9 protein-coding genes are annotated in these 18364 nt (G+C 54.0%); 3 read left to right on the top strand and 6 right to left on the bottom strand.

Going from position 1 to position 18364, the window contains the following annotated elements; all coding sequences use genetic code 11:
* From PAT3040_RS37945 to PAT3040_RS05080, 3 genes are all read left to right on the top strand, one after another.
* The coding region (locus PAT3040_RS37945; RefSeq protein ID WP_219930235.1) for a hypothetical protein at positions 1 to 196 on the top strand (196 nt) is incomplete at its 5' end.
* A gap of 109 nt (positions 197 to 305) precedes the next feature.
* On the top strand, positions 306 to 1925 hold the full coding sequence (locus PAT3040_RS05085) for a response regulator (RefSeq protein ID WP_108991784.1): 1620 nt from the start codon (positions 306 to 308) through the stop codon (positions 1923 to 1925).
* Complete coding sequence (locus tag PAT3040_RS05080) at positions 1922 to 3730, top strand: sensor histidine kinase (RefSeq protein WP_108991783.1); 1809 nt, start codon at positions 1922 to 1924, stop codon at positions 3728 to 3730. Before PAT3040_RS05085 ends, PAT3040_RS05080 begins: the two co-directional genes overlap by 4 nt.
* A gap of 78 nt (positions 3731 to 3808) precedes the next feature.
* Here PAT3040_RS05080 and dgoD read toward each other — a convergent pair whose 3' ends face one another.
* The 6 genes from dgoD to PAT3040_RS05050 all read right to left on the bottom strand — a co-directional run bounded on the left by dgoD (position 3809) and on the right by PAT3040_RS05050 (position 18342).
* Positions 3809 to 4957: a galactonate dehydratase gene (gene dgoD / locus PAT3040_RS05075; protein WP_108991782.1), complete on the bottom strand. Its 1149-nt coding sequence runs from the start codon at positions 4955 to 4957 to the stop codon at positions 3809 to 3811.
* A gap of 5 nt (positions 4958 to 4962) precedes the next feature.
* A complete protein-coding gene (locus PAT3040_RS05070) occupies positions 4963 to 5634 on the bottom strand; it encodes a FadR/GntR family transcriptional regulator (protein WP_108991781.1) in 672 nt (223 codons plus the stop codon).
* Between the two features lie 150 nt (positions 5635 to 5784).
* The gene (locus PAT3040_RS05065; protein WP_108991780.1) at positions 5785 to 10470 is read right to left on the bottom strand and encodes an S-layer homology domain-containing protein; all 4686 of its coding nucleotides are present in this window, start codon (positions 10468 to 10470) and stop codon (positions 5785 to 5787) included.
* A 190-nt stretch (positions 10471 to 10660) separates the two neighbouring features.
* Positions 10661 to 11365 carry an SGNH/GDSL hydrolase family protein gene (locus PAT3040_RS05060; RefSeq protein WP_108991779.1) on the bottom strand — a complete coding sequence of 235 codons (705 nt, stop codon included), beginning with the start codon at positions 11363 to 11365 and terminating at the stop codon, positions 10661 to 10663.
* 26 nt (positions 11366 to 11391) lie between these two features.
* The gene (locus PAT3040_RS05055; protein WP_108991778.1) at positions 11392 to 16812 is read right to left on the bottom strand and encodes an S-layer homology domain-containing protein; all 5421 of its coding nucleotides are present in this window, start codon (positions 16810 to 16812) and stop codon (positions 11392 to 11394) included.
* Positions 16813 to 16827: 15 nt separating this feature from the next.
* A complete protein-coding gene (locus tag PAT3040_RS05050) occupies positions 16828 to 18342 on the bottom strand; it encodes a hypothetical protein (protein WP_108991777.1) in 1515 nt (504 codons plus the stop codon).
* Between the last annotated feature and the right edge of the window lie 22 nt (positions 18343 to 18364).

Below are 18364 nucleotides of genomic sequence, written 5' to 3'. Positions count from 1 at the left end.
GCCCGGCTTGCGGCGGCCTGCCGCCATCGAAGGCGGCAGCTGTCCCGTCACTGCTTCGGACTCCTTCATCTTCTACCATCCTCTCCGTCGTACTCGCGCCGCCGTCCGCGGCACGGCGACGCGTTCTTCGATTTCGGCGGTCGGACGAAAAAGGTTTACACCATTTTCGGATTCGCCTTACAATGGGGTTGAGTGATTTCCCCTTGAACAAATTGTAACGGCTATCCTTGATCGGTTATAGAGGAGCGGATTACGATTTTACGGTGCTACTGTATAGTTTTAACTCGTTCGGGAGGAATGATAAAATGTACAAGCTTTTTATCGTGGACGATGAAAGCTCCGTCCGCTCCGGTCTGCGGGAATGCGTCGATTGGTCTGCTTTCGGATTGGAAGTGGCCGGGGAGGCCGAAGACGGGGAGGTGGCATTGCAGGCGATCCGCGAGACAAAGGGCGTCCGCATCGTCTTGACAGACGTGAGGATGCCGCATTTGGACGGAATCGGCCTGGCCGAACGGCTCGCTGAAGAAGGCCATCCGGCGAAGTTCGTGTTCATTAGCGGTTACGGCGATCTGGACTATTTAAAGAAGGCGATACGGCTTGAGGCCGTCGATTACTTATTGAAGCCTGTGCGTCTGGGCGAGCTGACCGAGCTGCTTCGGCGACTCGTCGACAAGCTGGATGCGGAAGAAGAAGAAATCAGGCGACTAAACGGACTGCATATGAAGCTGAATCAAAGCATCCCGCTTCTGCGGGAACGGCATCTGGCCGCTCTCGTCCTGGACGGGGCCAAGGATTTGGAGGCGTTAAGGAACAAATTCGAGTTTCTTGGCGTACGGCTGCCCGTTTCCCCATTCCGACTTGGCGTATTCGCCATCCGTATAGACGATTACAGCAAAGTAATCGGAGCGTTGCCGGAGAAAGAACGACAGTTGCAAGCGTTTGCCCTTTTGAACATCATCGAGGATGTGTTGAACGAACGTTATCCAGGACATGCGTTCGAGGTACGGACCGGGGAGTATGCCGGCATCGTCCACTTCGCCTCCGATGACGAAGAAGACGGCTTCTTTGCGTTGATTCAGCGAGTCAAGGAACAGATCAACCGGCTGTTAAAGCTTGAAGTGACGATCGGAGTAGGACAGGCGGTGGAACGTTGGGAAGAGCTGCCAAACGCCTACGGTCAGGCCGCACAGGCTTCGGAGCATAAATGGTATGTCGGGAAAAACCAGATTATCTCGATGGACGGACTCATCTACAATCCCTCAACCCGTACCAACGGGGGAGGCGAGAAGCTCGAACCGAAAGAAATTGCCGCATTGTTAAAGGGATCAGACCGGGATGCCCTGCGTCTGGCGGCAGAAAAAGCGCTCGAAGGCGGCGAGGAAACAAACGCCATCTTCCGGACCCGGATTGCAGGGGCTCAGCTTCTGGCGGTGTGCGCCGAATTGCGGCGAGAGATGAACCTGCCCGCCGAAAGTCTGGAGGACGGCGAGCTCCGGTTATGGCAGGCGATCATATCGGCGGAGACGGTAGCCGAGCTTCGCGAAGAAGCCGTTCGTCATTTAAATCTGACCTATGCGGAAATATCGGACAAGCGCAAAAATAAAACGCACAACGTCGTGGCGCAAATTTGCCGTTATATCGAAGAGCATTATGCGGAAGACTTGACGAACGCCCAAATAGCCGCTTCCGTATACTTGACCACGACCTATGTCTGCCTGCTGTTTAAACAGGAGACGGGGAGAACGCTTAACGAATACATCATCGAGACGCGGATTGCCGCCGCCAAGGCGCTGTTGGCCGATCCGGCCAACAAACTGTATGATGTTTGTTATGCAGTTGGCTACAAAGATCCGGGTTATTTCGGAAAGTTGTTCAAGAAGCAAACCGGTTACACGCCCGGCGAATTCCGGGAGCGGGGACTATGAACGGCTGGAGATGGCTAAAGGGATATTTGCGGGCCTATTCCGGAGCGAGCATCACAAAAAAAGCAATAGCGATCTACATCGTCGTCGTCCTGGTTCCCGGTTGCCTGCTGTTTCTTCTCTATTTTCAACAGACATCCGGCATCATCGAACGGGAAATGAGCGATTCGATGCTGCAGACGCTAAATCAAGCCGAGTACAATATCTCCAATGGCCTGGATAACGTCGCGAGCGTCTCCGACAGCGTAATCGCCAATCAGGGGATCGCTCAGTATCTAAGCGGTTCCGCAAAACCGGCATACGAACAGTTCGAGGACTTCCAAGAGCTCGAGAAACTGCTTGTCAGCTTGGAACGAAATCGCGGCATTCACCGAATTCGCCTGTTCGTCGACCCGAGACTGACGTATTCGAGGGAAGACATTCATTTCTTTTCGTTGCACGACCTGGATCGCGAAGCCGCCTGGTACAGAAACATGATTTCGCGCAACGGAGGCAATTATTGGCGCGGAACATATCTTCAACCTTATCTCGGGGAGTCGGATGCCAAAGTTATATCAGCTGTGCGCATGCTGCACGATCCGCTTCATTACGAGTCGGTTATCGGCGTGCTGTCGATTGACGTCAAAGTGAGTATGATTCAGGAGATTTTAAGCCGGGTGTCCTTGTCGTCCTCTCAAGAAGTGTTTGTCGTGGACGACGATCGCCGACTTGTCTCGCATCAGGACGCCGCCAGGCTAGGACAGCCCTCCGACCTGACCGCAGCCCAGATGGAACAGTTAGCGAAATCGAAGGAAGGCAGCTTCCGGGACGATCAAGGCACAACCTCCTTCCTCTATCGCCGGATTCCGAACACGGATTGGTCGATCGTCGCCAAGCTGCCGACTTCCGAGCTTTCCGGCAAAAGCGTCGTCCTGACAAAAGTGTCAGCGGTTTTGTTGCTCGGGATCGGCTCCATCGTCTTTATCTTTTTCCTGGTGCTTGCGTTCGCGGCGGCGGCCGAAAGTTTGGCCAAGCGGGTTCGGGACATGAACCGTACCCTCAAAGCCGAAGGCTCCGCGCATTTCGATGGCAGCCTGCCAAAGCCGAAAGGCGACTTGCGGCAGCTCGAAAGCGCGATTTCGCGCATGGTGCAAACCGTGCATGACCTGACAGCGGAGTCTTACCGCTCCAAGCTGCACGAAAGGGATGCCCAGCTAAAGGCGCTTCAGGCGCAAGTCGATCCGCATTTTCTGTACAATACGCTGGACAGCATGAACTGGATGGCCATTCGCCGGGGAGCCGATGAGATCAGCGATTTGATCGAGGCTCTATCCACCTACTTCCGGCTTAGCCTTAACAAGGGCAGCGATGTGGTTACGCTTGCCGAAGAGCTTCAATTGATTCGATCCTATATGCACATTCATAACACCCGGGATGACAGCGGCATTGAGCTTTTCTGCGAAGTCGAAGAGACGTTGCTGTCCTGTCGGCTTCCAAAGCTAACCTTGCAGCCGATTGTAGAGAACGCGGTTTTGCACGGCATCCATATGAAACGGCCAAAGCGGGGGACCATCGACATATCCGCGAAACTCGAGGGGCACTGGCTAACGATCGAGATACGGGATAACGGCGTCGGCATGACTCCCGAACGTCTCGCGCAGCTTCTCGAACCTCCATCTCCAGACAACAAAGTCGAAAGCTACGGACTCTATAACGTACACGAGCGCCTTCGCTTATTTTCCCGCGATAACGGCGCGGGAGTCACCCTGACCTCGAAGCCGGGGAGCGGGACGAATGTGTTGCTAAAAATCAAAATCTCATCCAACTAGACTTTAATTGTTACCTTTAAAAAATTCAGGGGGAAGCCCGGGTTATTCCCAAGCTTCCCCCTTTTTTTATTGTTCCTGTTACCACTCCGCCACGCTGCCGTCTTGATGGCGCCAGATCGGATTTTTCCAGTCGTGCCCGATTTCCGCCATTTTCCGTACATGCGCCTCGTTGATTTCGATGCCAAGCCCCGGACCGTCCGGGATCGAGACGCATCCGTCCACATACTCGAATACGGACGGGTCGACGACATAATCCAGCAAATCATTGCCTTGGTTATAATGAATCCCCAGGCTCTGCTCCTGAATAAACGCGTTATGGCTAGTCGCGTCCACTTGCAAGCAAGCAGCCAGCGCGATGGGTCCGAGCGGACAATGCGGCGCAAGGGCAACGTCGTAAGCTTCCGCCATGCTCGCGATTTTCTTGCATTCTGTTATGCCGCCTGCGTGCGACAAGTCCGGTTGAATAATGTCGACATAGCCGTCCGCGAGCAGCTTCTTGAAATCCCAACGCGAGAACATCCGCTCGCCGGTCGCGATCGGGATATGCGTAACGGCCGCAATGTCCCGAAGCGCCTCGTTGTTCTCTGGAAGCACGGGCTCTTCGAGGAACATCGGGCGGAAAGGCTCCAACTCCTTTGCCAAAATTTTTGCCATCGGTTTATGGACGCGGCCATGGAAATCGATCCCGATGCCCAAATAAGGGCCGACAGCCTCCCTGACCGCAGCCACTCTCTTCAGAACTTGATCGATTTTGACATAGGAATCGATATATTGCAATTCTTCCGTCGCGTTCATCTTAACGGCGGTAAAACCTTGGGACTGCGCGCGTAATGCGGCTTGCCCGACATCGGAAGGACGATCCCCGCCGATCCAGGAGTAGACCTTCATGCGATCACGACAGGCTCCACCCATCAGCTGATAGATCGGGGCTTGGTGGAATTTCCCCTTGATATCCCACAGCGCTTGGTCGATCCCCGCGATGGCGCTCATGAGCACGGGACCGCCCCGATAGAATCCGCCTCTGTACATCGCTTGCCAGTGATCTTCGATGGCGAGGGGATCCTTGCCGATCAGATACCCGCTCAATTCTTCGACCGCTGCTTTTACCGCGCGAGCTCTGCCTTCCACGATCGGTTCTCCCCAACCGACAATCCCTACATCCGTATCGATCTTTAGAAACAACCATCTCGGCGGAACGATGAATAACTCCATGCTAGTAATTTTCAAGCTCCTCATCCTCTCGATTGTATGGTATTGATCATATCTTGAATATGGGCTTTCATTAACGCCCGCGCTTGCTCCGCATCCCGCTCCTGTATCGCGATCGCGATCAGCCGGTGATAGCTGACGGCTTTATCCCGCATATGGGGCAGCTTGTCCGTCTCCCTCCTTCCTTGCGCCGACAGGTCTGCCACGACGGACAACATCTGTGCAAGCAACGGATTGTCGGCGCCTTCCGCGATCTCTTGGTGAAACTGAACATCCGTAGCGAAGTGATCCACTCCCCGCCTGATCTGGTCTTCCATCATATCCGCCAATTCGCGGATGGACCGGACCTGAGCTCCGGACGATCGTTTGGCGCAATACGCCGCCAGTTCTGGTTCAATCGCGAGACGAGCTTCCAGCAGCTCCAGCAGTGAACGGGTTTCCATCCCTCTGATTGGTGCTACTGGATCCTCGAGCAGTCCAGGATCGTTGCAGGCAAAAATCCCTCTGCCATGCTCGATGCTGACAATCCTGCGACTTTCAAGCAGGCGCAGCGCCTCTCGCACAGCCGTCAGGCTGAGCTTATATTGCGTCGCCAATTCCTGCATCGTCGGCAGACGTTCCCCGGGTTTCCATTCTCCGGAGCGGATTCGCTCTTGCAATTGCTCTAGTATCTCTTCGTGAGCCAGCTTCTTCATAAGGGCCTCTCAATCCTAGCTTTGATTAATGATATGATCTTTCTTTTTATAAGATATTATCTATTTGGCGATTTGTCAAAGATAAAAAGCCACCATAAAAGAGGATCCATGTCGCACAACGACACGGATCCCCTTCCGCTACAATTTCATTTATTCCGTTGCTGTCGCAATAGCGATATCGCCCGCAAACGGATGTTCCGGCGCGACATCCGTCCAAGGCAGCTTAATCGGTTCGGCTGCCGGAATACGTCCCGTTACTCGGTTAAGTATAGCTATCGTCTCGGCTCTCGTAATGGATTGGTCCGGACGGAAGCTGTCATCGCCGTAGCCGTTCCACCAGCCTGCAGCATGTCCAGCCTCAATCGCGGATTGTGCCCAATGTCCATTGGTATCCGCGAACAATTGCACCGGGATCGCAGGAAGGGAAAGATTGTTCCAGCGCGTCAGGATCGTCGCCAGCTCCGCCCTCGTTACAGCTTGATCCGGTCTAAAGGTGTCATCCGGATAGCCATGGAATAATCCTTTGGCGGCCCAACGCCCGATCGCGCTCTTGGCCCAGTGGCTTCCCACATCCTTCCACAGCGCCGAACTTTGAGCATCCCCTTCTGTTGTATCGTCCTTTGGATCCTGGCCCCCCAAGCGGTCCAGCAGCACAGCCAACTCCGCCCTTGCGAGGTTGTTATCCGGACGGAAAGTGCCGTCCGCGTAACCGTAAATATAAGCGTCCGGCTTGTGCGGAAGAGCAACGACCGTAAAGATGCTGAATTTGTCGACTATGATTTGCGCGCCAGCCGATTGGCCGGATTCATCATAGACAACGGTGCCCCGCCGGAACGTAACGTCGCCATCGTTGTGCTCGATATATACGCCTAGTCCCGCTTCCAGCTTCGTATATTGAAGCCGTTCCTGGGCGTTGCGCGGCAGCAAGGCCAGGATGATCGGTTCGCCGCTGAAATTGGTTTCTACAACCAGAGGATCAGAATGCCACAATGGTTCTCTACCGCCCAATTCAGAACGGACTAGCGGCGAGGAGGACATCCGGCTTATCGCAGCTTCGTGCGCGGCAGCATCCAAATCCGCAATATGAATAACTATAGGCTCCTTATGCTCTGCCAGACCTGCCATTGCCTCCAGAGGAATAGTCAGGCTCCAGCCCGGTCCAAGCAGCTCCAGCGTTAAGCCGGCAGTTTTCAGCCGCGCCAATGCTCCCGGATCCATTTGCAGCTCCCATCCAGCGGCTTGCCCTTCGCTCTCCCGCTCGCCTACAGCAACTGTCATGCCACGTAGAGCGGAATTAGACTCGGCCGCTTTGTTTAAGGCATGGCGGACAGCTTCTTCCTTCATGTCAACCTTGCCGATTACGTTTCCATCCTTTTCCGTAAAAGTCACATGAGGCGTAGCTTGAATTTGTCCCTCTGCCACTTTAACATCCGCGAATGATATCGGAATAACGATGCTGCTCCCGGAATAATCGGGCCCTGCGCTTTGTCGTACAACCTCGACGGTATAATGTTGTTCGGTGCCGTCCTGCGCGGTCACATCGATTCGTATCGCCGGATTTTCTCCCAGCTCTAACGGGATTTCTTGCGATGGGGTTCCGCTTAACACCGTTTCGCCATTAACCTTGATGACGGCGTGCTTATTCGTTGCGACAGGCGTAACCGCAATCCGTTCGACGCCGCTTACAATCGCCTTATAAGCCAGCAGCTCGGGATCGAATGGCGAATCAAGGCTGCCGCTGCTTAGCGCAAGCTTGGAGAGCGTTGCGTCCGAAGATGGATTCACCAGCACATACGGCTGATTGTCGGCATGCTCGCGCGAGTGAAACTGGACCAAAGCCCCGGAGGAATTCGGAATATCGTTAATAATGAAACGCAAGGTCACTTTCTGATCTCCCCCGGTCCCCATTCTGCTCTGGACGAATGAGGCGATGTCGAACGAATACCAACCGGCGTTCTGCACCTCCATCGTACCCAGCGCTTGGGGCGTTTGCAGCGGCCTGTTGTTGAACACAATCGTATTTTCATTCCAGCTGCTGCCCGGATAACCGATGACATCGATTTTCACTTTTTTGGGAAGCGTTTCAGCTAAATAAACATGCACGTCCGCCGATTGTACGGGCTCCGTATATCCGGTCAAATCGAATTTCAAGTAGGCAAGCTGATCACCGCCGCCATCCGCATTCAGGATATCCATAACGTTCAAGTATTCGGAAGCGCCATAATTGGTTGATGGATGATTTTGATGCACATGCGCATCCTCGACGGCAACGAATACATTGTCCACCGATGCTTCCGACCGCTGTACGGTGATCGTATAGCTGTCCATAGCCGCATTAGGCGCAGTCGTTTGCACAACGATAATGGTATCTTCTTCTCCCAGCGATATAGGCGGGGATGCGGCGCCGCTTGCAACCGGAACCCCGTTCACCAGAATCGCGGTGCCCGCTTCCTCCGCGGTCGGGGTAATACGAACCGATGTCGTTTCGGCGTCTGCCTGCAAGTTGTAGTGAGACTGATCCGGCGCGAATCCCTCCGACAGTTCTCCGTCGCTTACGGCCAAGCTCTGAAGGCGAACGCGCGGATACACATTGGCTGCTCGCGGCATGTCGTAGGCTTGCGCCCAGTAATAGCCGCTTGCGGTGACGCGTCTTGGCATAAAACCTGCCAGATGGTTTTCGCCAATCGTCTCCGATGTGAAGGATACGGCAGAACCGCCCGTCTGGCCCGATACATATCGCCCTCCGGCATACGTGAATCTTCCCTCGACATTGGCCGCGATGGGCACACCGGTCGCATAATCGGAGATTGCGATAGCGGCCGACACCGCAGTCCCCGACCGTTCCACCTTCATCGAGGACACGATCATCGGCTTGAGCTCCGTATGCCGGGTTGTTGCCGCCGCTTGCTCCGATGCAGGACCTACATTGCCTCGCAAGTCTACGGCAGCCACTTTATAATAGTAGGTCGTATCCGGCAGCAGTCCCGTATCTTTATAGGACAACGATCTGGCCGTGCCGATGGCTTGTTCAGCGCTTGCCGTGAAATTGGGCAGTGTACTGCGGTATATGACATAATTTTCGATTTCCGAATTATCGTAAGCCCGACCATAGGACAACGTCACGGTCTGATAATCAACAGCCTGCGCGGATGGTTGGCGACTGACAACAGAGGGAGGCTCAGAGTCGTCAGACGGCATCCATAACACCCCGTCCGGCCCCCAATGCGAAGGCAGCCATCGGATGGAATCATAATGGTGCATGGCAATTCCTCCGAAAGCGGGATTGCCGCCAAAGGCCGTGTGCACCTTGTCGAGCTCGGACTCCATATAGGCTCTGCCTTCTTCGCGGAAGGTGATCGTCTCCGGATCTCCGCTATTGGCAATGTCGAGCGTCTCTACGCCGATCACGACCGAATTCGGCTTGCCGATCGCATTGGCATAATCGATTTCCCCTTGCGCTTGCTCAATCAGCCCGACGGAGCCTTCGGCCTGGTCCCTATAATTCATAATCGAAATATAATCCACCATATCCTGAATATGTTCGGAGAGCCATTTGGTTTCCCCGTTGAATGTTATATCCTTTGCGCGATCCGATGTGTCGTACCATCTCGGAATCGCGGGTCCGAACGATAGATTTAATCCGGATGCATCGCGCCTCTCCATCATTTTTTCGACCAGCTCCAAATACTCCACCTGCAAAAACTTGCTTACATCCGCAAAATCCGGCGAAATATAAGGTTCGATATCTACATTGACTCCATCAAAACGTTCGGCCGGGTCGGAAGACAAATTATAGTTCAGCACCTGCTCGAAGTGCCCGATCGCTACGTCATGGAACGCTCGATAAGCCCCCATATAAGGCGGTGAAGTTCCTCCCGCGATGCAGGCCTGCACCTCAAAGCCATGCTCGTGCGCCCATGCGATAAAATCGCGCAGCAAATCCGGTCTGTCCTCCATCACATCCATGCCGGCAAACGGGCCAACTGCAAAATACAACACCTTCACGGGCTCGGATTGAAAGGTATCCGTATCCTTGGCCATCTCCAGCAGAACGTTTCTGGAGCCGGGATTCAGCAGCATATTATACGACGCGGCTTCCCAAATCCACATCGCTCTGTCCTGACTGTTAACGCTTACACTTTCATATATGCCTGACCCAATCTGCGCATAAGTCGTTAAGCTTCTGCCCGTTGCCCCATGCTCGTTAAAAGCCCGAGCCTCTAGGCTCACGATACTATCGGATAAGCTGTCCGTATCCCAGTTCAACGTATAATGCCCGTTATTCTGCCCCGCCTCCTGCCACGGTCCGCCATTGATGCGTACCTCCACGCGACTAATGCCAGCCGTCGATTGGACTTCTACCTCTATCGGCACGACGCCGCTTAGCGAAGTCCCTTCCTGCGGACTTGCAATGGTTACAAGCGGCGCTTCCGATGCGGCATTGCTAACGTTAATGTGCATATCCGGACTCCATATGCCGTATCGGGTCGACGTATCGAGCCCCCGCGCCCTCAACTGAACCATTCCGCTATAACCGGTTGTATCCAAATCATAATGCCAGGTGCCGGAATCGGTGCCGGTTGGATCGTATGTAAGAGCGTCCACCTGTCTTGTTCCATTAATGAACAGCTTAATATCATATAACCCTGTATAAGTACCCGATATTCTAACCGTACCGCTGTTTACCGTTGCGCCGTTCTCCGGCGAATCAATCGTGATTGCCGCAGCCGCGCTTGCCTTCTGCGGCTCTTGCAACAGCCCGGAAAGCGCCATCGTCCAGACGAGAATTGCAGCGACCAGCATTTTCGCTTGCTTCCTATACCTAATACCAACCATGCGAATAACCCCTCCCTGTTATTGTTATCATCGCTGAGCATAACAGAGCCCGGGTGCATGTACTATGAGCATTATTGCGGGTTTATCCTCCTTTCATGCCGCACCTGACGTAATGCGTATAAATCCTGTGAAATGAATATGTGGCTAGCCCATGGGCTAGCCACATTTCTCCGCTCCCTGCCAACATAGATTAGCCGGTAATAAAAACTTCCGTGTTAAAGTGTGTACGCTGCAAGCGCCAGAAATTTTGGATTTCTCCATCACTGGGCAAAATACCGAGATAGCGATAAAGCTGGGCTGCGATAAATGCGTGCCCTCGTGCCCCCGGATGGATGCTGTCATGCATAAGCATCAAATGATTATTCGTCTGCCCTTGTACGTACTCGCCCCAACGCTCATAAATGTTACATAGCGGTATATTGCTCCGGACGGCAATTTCCTGGATGGCGGCTGCATAGGACGGATAGGCAGTTCTCAAAAGAACGGACTGCTCCCGAACATGAAAGTCCACCCCGTTCTGCGTAAGCAACAGCACTTCGCTTCCGCTTGCGGCTATACGTTCAACCAACAGTTCCAAGTTAAGCTTAAATGGGTCAATGCCATCCCTTCCTAATACAGCATCATTTATCCCTACCATTACCGTTACCAGATCCGGCCGGAATCGCAAAGCGTCTTCCTCTAGCCGATTCAGTATTCCTTGTGCTGTGTCCCCGCTTTTCCCTGCATTAAGTACACTGCTTTTGCGATTGTACAGCTCCATTAACCGTTCTGTCAGCAGCCCCACATAATTTAACCTGCCTTCGAGATGGTAATTCTGCTCGGTGATAGAATCGCCAATACAAACAATAAATGCCCGCTCACCATTCTGAAGCTTGTCGAGTGCCTTGAAACTCATTGTCTATGCCTCCTGTTGGTCTTCTGCTAGTTGATTAATCCGGTCTGCCGCAACAACCGCCCAATCATGGCGACCGTCTCTGCCCTGGTCAGCAGTGCCTTCGGAGACAAATTGCCCAGACTATTACCTTCGACAATAGACGCCTGCAATAAGCCTGAAATACGATTTGCAGCCCAAGGCGACACTTCTCTGTAGTCAGCAAATCGCGCCAAGTTCCAATCTCCGTCACCGCTCTCGCCTGCCATTTGTACAAACTGTACAGGAAGCCCGGGAAATGCCATCGCTCTGGCGATAATGGTCATCGCCTGCTCTCGACTGATTTCCGCTTCCGGGCGGAACCCTTCGCCAGCAAAGCCGTTAATCAAGCCATAGTGATAGGCTGTAGCAATAGCGCCGCTATACCAGGCTTGTTGCGGCACATCCGCAAACTGCGCCTCCACCACATCAGGCTCTCCCAGACCGAGAGCGCGGATCACAATGGCCGTAAATTCCGCGCGAGTAATCGCTGAGTCTGGCATGAATCTCCCATCTTGGTTTCCGTTTATGACTAGGCGTGATCCCAGACCGTTCACTTCTTGCTCCGACCAATGGCCTTGTACATCAGTAAACACCGCCGGGTGCCTGACTACAGCCACCATCCCGCCTGACATGCTGGACAGAATCGCCTGTTTCCCGCCATTGGCGGTTGTCGCCACCCGGGTTGGAATATGTCTTGCTTTACCCTTTGCTCCGATTGATACTCCGGTAATCGGCGCTTCTCCCTCCTTCAGATCAGTAATGTCCAGCTTGTATTGTACATAGGCTGGCATCAGCTCTACGGAAACTTCACGGCCATCGTAGCTGGCTGATACGTTAAATTGGACGACAGGGGCGACCAATTCAAATCCCCCTGCAGACGCCCCTTGTCCGACCAAGGCAGATTGCTCGGCTGTCGTCCGAGAGACGGAAATGCTAACCGTAACTTCTTGCAGGTCCGCCGCCCCCAATTGTTGTCCTAACCAAGCAATATCCAAGCTCCCAGCCGGCAATGTAAAGGATGCAACCGGCGCTTCTACCGTAATGGCGCTCTGCTGCCTAAACAACTTGGCGATCATGCTCCCGCTCAACTGTCCGATTACGATATCCGCATTCTCCGTAACGGTTATTATAATCTCTGCTCCTTGCCCTGCTGCTTGCAACAATGCCTGCTCTTGAACTGGGCTAACTGTAATCTTGGCCACCTTATGCCCAGCCCGCTCGCTAATTTCTTGCGTGCCTTCTGCCACAGCATTGCCGTTGATCAAAATTGCCGCCGTGCCTTCCCCTTCCTGCCCTGCGCCGCTGCCATTCCCCGTACCGTTCCCACTGCCATACCCGCCTGGCAGAGCAATCCACTTTGCAAACAACGTAAGATCAGCAAGCAAAGGGGTGCCGAAATCATGCTGCATAGTGAGTGCTGGATCGGTATACCAGCCGCCGAAACTGAAGCCCGCCCGGACAGGCGTCGCCGGTGCTGTCACTGCCATGCCATGGTTCACATATATCGCGGAAATCGCGTTGCCGCCATTCGTTTCGAAACGCAACTCATGGTGTTCATCCACCTCCGCCAGCCGCAGGATTTCCCTTGGTGCAAGTGCCCGGCTGTAGATGCGAGCGTCGTCCAACAGCCCCCAATAGGTTGTAGCAGCAACGCCAGGCGTCTGACCGAACAAGTGCCTGCCATCTGCCGCGCTATTATATACATAGCTGTTTTCCTCTGCCACCAACTGCCCGTTCACATATAGCTTAATGCCGCCGCTTGGCTCATAGGTCGCGACAACATGGTACCAAGTATCCGAAGACAACATTCCGCCGTCGATGGTCGCCCACTCCGTATCACCGCTACCTTTGAGCCTTCCGCGGAGCTGATGCTCCGCCAATTGAATTTCCAAGCCATGTCCATCGGAATAAATGGTCTGAGCCCTTAAGGAATCTTCCGGTTTGACCCACCCGGCAATTGTAAAGCTGCCTGCAGCGTCAAGACCGAAGCCAGGCGCAACCTCTACGTAGTGGTCGCTTCCCTGCATGAACAGTGTGTTGCTCCCTACCTTCCCTGAGAAGAACGTAGGCACTGGCGTAAACAAATCGTCATCGTTGGCCACAAGGTCGGCGTGTCTCCCGTTGCCTGAGACGTCATATGAAATGGTTTGCGTATTATTGTACTCATCAAATGAGAGGTGAAGCTCCAGTCCATCGGAAAGTTCCTCGCGCCCGGTCGGGACCAGGCTTATATTATCGATCCACACTTTCCCTGCCCCGTACGGCACATTTGCCGTCACGGACACTTTGCCGCTCGTTGCATAGGAAGGAGCCATGAATGTTATACTCTTCCGCTGCCAATCAGAGGTCCCATAAATAGGGGTTGTCTCATGTATATTGGAGGTTGGCGACTCTTGCCGGTATTGCAAAGAAAAACCGCTTCCCTTTACCCCATCCGTCTTGATCCACCCGCTGAGTTCGTATTCCTTGCCTGGCATAAGCTCGACTTCCTGGGAAACCAGCGTACCGCTGAGCGCTCCCTGGGCAAACAAGGCCATGACACCCGTATGGGGTTCATCCGTTGCCAACCCAACGCCGCTGGCGACCATCCATTCTGCAGGCTGACTGCCGCCGGCTATCGCCTCGAAGGATGGATTGCTCAGCTCATTCAATGCCCCTGAAACCATGATGGCTACTGGCTGGGACTCGCCTTGCGCGCCCAGATTGTCCGTCGCAATCGCCGTAAGCATATAGCTGCCTGCCGTTGCGCCCTGCCATGCGAAGCTCCAGTTCGGCCCTGTACCGGTTCCAATCGCTTGCCCGTTTGCATAATACATGACTTCCGCCACTGTCCCGTCATCCGTAACCGCTGCGGTAAGCGTAATTACACCGTTCACCGGGGAAGCGTCGCCGCCGGTCGGGGCTGTAAGGATTACTTCCGGCTCTGCATTCGTTGTTTCCGGAACCACTTCATAGATTTGCCCGTCCCCTGCCGCGAACGTAATGGCCGAGCCCAGTGGATAGAGCTGGTCGGTTTCCAGGTTGCGCAACTGACCGGTAAAATACGTGGAATCGATGGTTAGCTGCTGAGACGCTTCAGCATCCATGTTTACAGCCACCGCATACGTATGCTCCCCATTCTCGCTAACGAGCGTGCTGATATAAGGGACGGCGCCGCCGGTTGCCTGGACGGTGAAGCGTTCCTTATCCTTCTTAGCATCCAGCAGCAGCGGCCGAAGCGGCTTCACGCGTTCGACCAGATCCACTACCTCCTCCCGCACCTCAGGGTCCGCATCCATACCGATCAGCGATGAGCCCGGGATCGAGGTGTACAGAAACCAAAAGATTCCCTTTGCCCCTTCCCCGATGGCCAACCAGTTCTGCACGCGCACCTCTTCGGCAATCGGCGAACGAATATCGAAGCGTGAGCTCCGTTCCCCACCAGTACCAAACGCTTGCAAGATGATCCATAACGGCGTTTCCTCCGGCTTGTTCTTCGTCACTTCGCGCAAATAGCTGAGGAAATTCCATGCCGGATAACCATAGTTGTTCATATTGAAATTGCCAATTCGATTCGCTTTGGCCAGCGAATAAATATCGATAAGCATGACATCCTGCGTCGTTGAAGCAAACATTGGCCCTACGCGGTCAAAGCCTATCAGCGGCGTCGTGATAATCAGCCCGCTGTCCTGCTCGCGGAACGCCTGGCTGAGCAAGTCATGGTTTTGCACCAGGTCAATCGTCGGTTCATCCGACAGATTGATGCCCTTGACGCTGGGACGATCTGCCACCCGATCGACAATTCCGGCCGCAACGGTTCGCGCTTCTGCAATGTCCGCGTTGCCGTAATGCACATAATCGCCCAGATTATACGCAGCATGCAGGTACACTCCCAGCCCATATCGATCCGTCGCCTCCAGCATCGCGTGGTCTCGATTGACATCCCCATTTGCCATCATGATGGAGTCAAAACCTTGCCCATGCAGATCCGCAATCAAATTCCGGAAATTCTTTTTACTTCCCTGATACAGATTGGCGTCCTCAAACACGCCCAGCGGAAAATCGCTTTCCTCCGGCTGCTCGATATTGTCTGGATACTCCGGCGGTACAGGCAGCGCCTCTCCATATACCGCAAAGTTTTTGAAGGCCACCACTTGCGGTGTTTGTGTGTCTACCATGACTCCTGCATACTGGACATTAAGGCTGAATGCGGCATGCTCAGGTACGGTAACCTCGTTAACAACCTGTTGCCCGCCAATCCAGGCCGAAGCAGTGCCAGCGACATGATCCAATTCCAAGCGGAGCCTCGTATAACCGCCGGCATCAAACCCGGCTACAGTACCGTTCGCCAGCACTTGTCTGGTCGCATCCGCAAACAAGACATAGTAGCCGTCTTCGCGGATGCTCATCCATACCTGGCCGTAGGACCATAATGCAGAGGGTTCGCTGGAAAAGCCGAATGCCGACCAGCCGTTCAAGCCCGCAGGACGAATATCAGCCTCAATGGCGGACACGCTTCCAGCCGGCTCATATGGCACCATCCCGAATCGTCCGCCAGATGCGTTAACCGTCAGGAAACCGGCATTGCCCGTTCCGTTAAAGGACAGTTGGTAGCTGGATTCCCACGTGCGGTTGCCCGCTTCCGTAAGTGAATTGTTCAGGCTATCGCCCGCTTTCCGGGCGATTCCGTCTGCCCCGAAAGAATCGAAGATAACGAGCGGCAACACATTCGCCGCCTGTTCCTTCACTAGAAAGTTGGCAAATGCGGTCCCGCCAATTGTCTGCGTATCAGTCCCAAATCCCGCATACTGGATATCCGGCTCAAAGGAACCCAGAACACTTAAGTCCACGCCTTCAGCCAGCACAATCCCGTCTGCCCACAGCGAGACCTCCTCCAATTCCGCATCATACTCCACCTTGAGTTTTGTATATCGCTGCGCGTCGAAGTTTGTTAGGGTCCCTTGAGCCAACAGGTTTGCAGTGCCGTCCGCATACAGGATGTAGCTGCCTGTTTCACCCAGAAGAGCCCAGAGTTGGCCACTCGCCGGGAACGGGGCATTGCTCCCGCTGAAGCCGACTGCCGACCAGCCCGCGCCGGCCGGTTTGACTTCCAGTTTCACGCTTGCTTTGGAAGAACCGGGGATGTAAGGGACAAACGCCGTCGCGGATAACGAATAAATGCTTGTAGCATAGCTATCTCCGCCGCTTTCGGTGAAGGCGAACCCGCCATTGCCTATCCAGGTCCGCGCGCCAGCCTCGGTCACTGCCCCATTAAGCGGCGCATTTGCGACCCGACCGCTGCCGCTGCTGCCAATAGATAGCGAATCAGCAATGAGCACCTCCATCGGGCTCTCCTGCAAATGGCTTTGTTGTGCGGCTGCGGGATAGTCCGGCAGCAAGTAAACCGTCATCATCCAGGCGAGCAAGATCGCCAATCCTCTTTTTTTCATTCATTCATCCCTCCGCTACATAGTGGACTTGAATGGATTTGCAATATACATCGCATAAAGCTTGACCGGTCCGCGAATATGCAGGCGGATAGCAAACTTCGTCCCTACCGGCAGTTCCAGCGGCTTGCCATTGCTGCGAGAAACACAGCTCCTGATTCCGCTATCGATAACCGGCAGAATATCTGCCACGCCGTAACCCGGCACGGTTGCAAGACCGCCTTCCCTAACCAGTTCAACCTTAATCTCGGAATCAATACCTGTATCCACGTTCAAGTACAGGCCGGCCCTCTGCTCCAGTTCAATCAGGCATGTCGCCAGACTCCCCTCTTGCGCCTCCGGAGTAAGCGACAAATAGCCGAAGCCGTCTCTGCGCAATGTCGCCAGCCCGATGTTCTCATGGACGGATAGTAAATTGCCACCTGCCGTAGATGCGGTGTACCAGAAATAGGTTTTATCATTTACATTGACGAATGCATTTCCTTGTACCAGCAAAATGTTATCGCCATCCTCTGCCGAGGCCTCGCGATCCCAGCCCTTCTCTTGATCCCGCTCGAGAAAAGAATATCCCGGCGCCGGCTCTCGAAAGTGAAGCCCGTCATTGCTCACCACAAGACCCAAATCGACCGCCACCTGAGCTTCGCTTCCATCTTCCGGCGTATGCCATTGCCCGTATACGCCAATACATACATTGCCCCTGCTCCAGACGGCCGCCCCCATATGAACCTCCTCTCCGTCCCAGGAGGAACCCGGCTTGCTTGTACGCATCGGCTTATAGAAGCTGATCGCCCTCTCTTCCGGCCAGGCGTCGAATCTTTCCGAACGCCAGGTGACCATCACCCTACCGCAATCAAGCGATTCTGGAAGCGCAACGGTTGGCCGATATTGATGACCGCCCAGATAGTATTGATGATTAAATTTATACAAGGTTGACACTTCTAATTGCTGGCAAATCAAACGATTGTCGCTAATCTCTTTCCAGCGCAACCCATCCGGACTGGTGAAGAAACCCGTAATTCGTTCCCGTTCTGTCGTCCACCCCGTAAATCGGCTATAAAACTTTTCAAGCACCATTTTGTACATTTGCTCGGGATCATCCGCCTCGGGTTCATACAATACGCAGCAAAAGATGCCGCCTCCATCAATCTCCACCAGATTATTCGCCTTACTGCCGTTAAACTCTACCAGTCCGAGGTTCGGCTTCTCCCAGTTAACCCCATCCGAGCTTTCAGCATACGCAATCAGTGCCGGGAAATCATCGTTAAGCGTGATGCTGGCATCAATTTCAGGCGAAGCGTTATACCACATCCTGAATTTTCCGTCGATATAGAGCACAGTTCCAAACAATGACGCACGATGGGCATCCGGCTGCCCCTTGCTGCCCCTGCGTACAACCGGGTTGGTCGCATGCTTGACGGGCCTTTCCATCTGTAGATGCAGATTTCTGGTCGCCGGAATTGAATGATCATCGATGGCAAGCAAAACCAATTCATCCTCGAATACAATTTCATTTCGTGCATAGCTCTTGTACATGTTTAGCAGCTCCACATCGTTA

Source organism: Paenibacillus agaridevorans, assembly GCF_003112455.1.
GTDB classification, from domain to species: Bacteria; Bacillota; Bacilli; order Paenibacillales; family Paenibacillaceae; genus Pristimantibacillus; species Pristimantibacillus agaridevorans.
The sequence above is the reverse complement of the archived record's forward strand: the minus strand, read 5'-3'. Positions and strand labels throughout refer to the sequence as shown.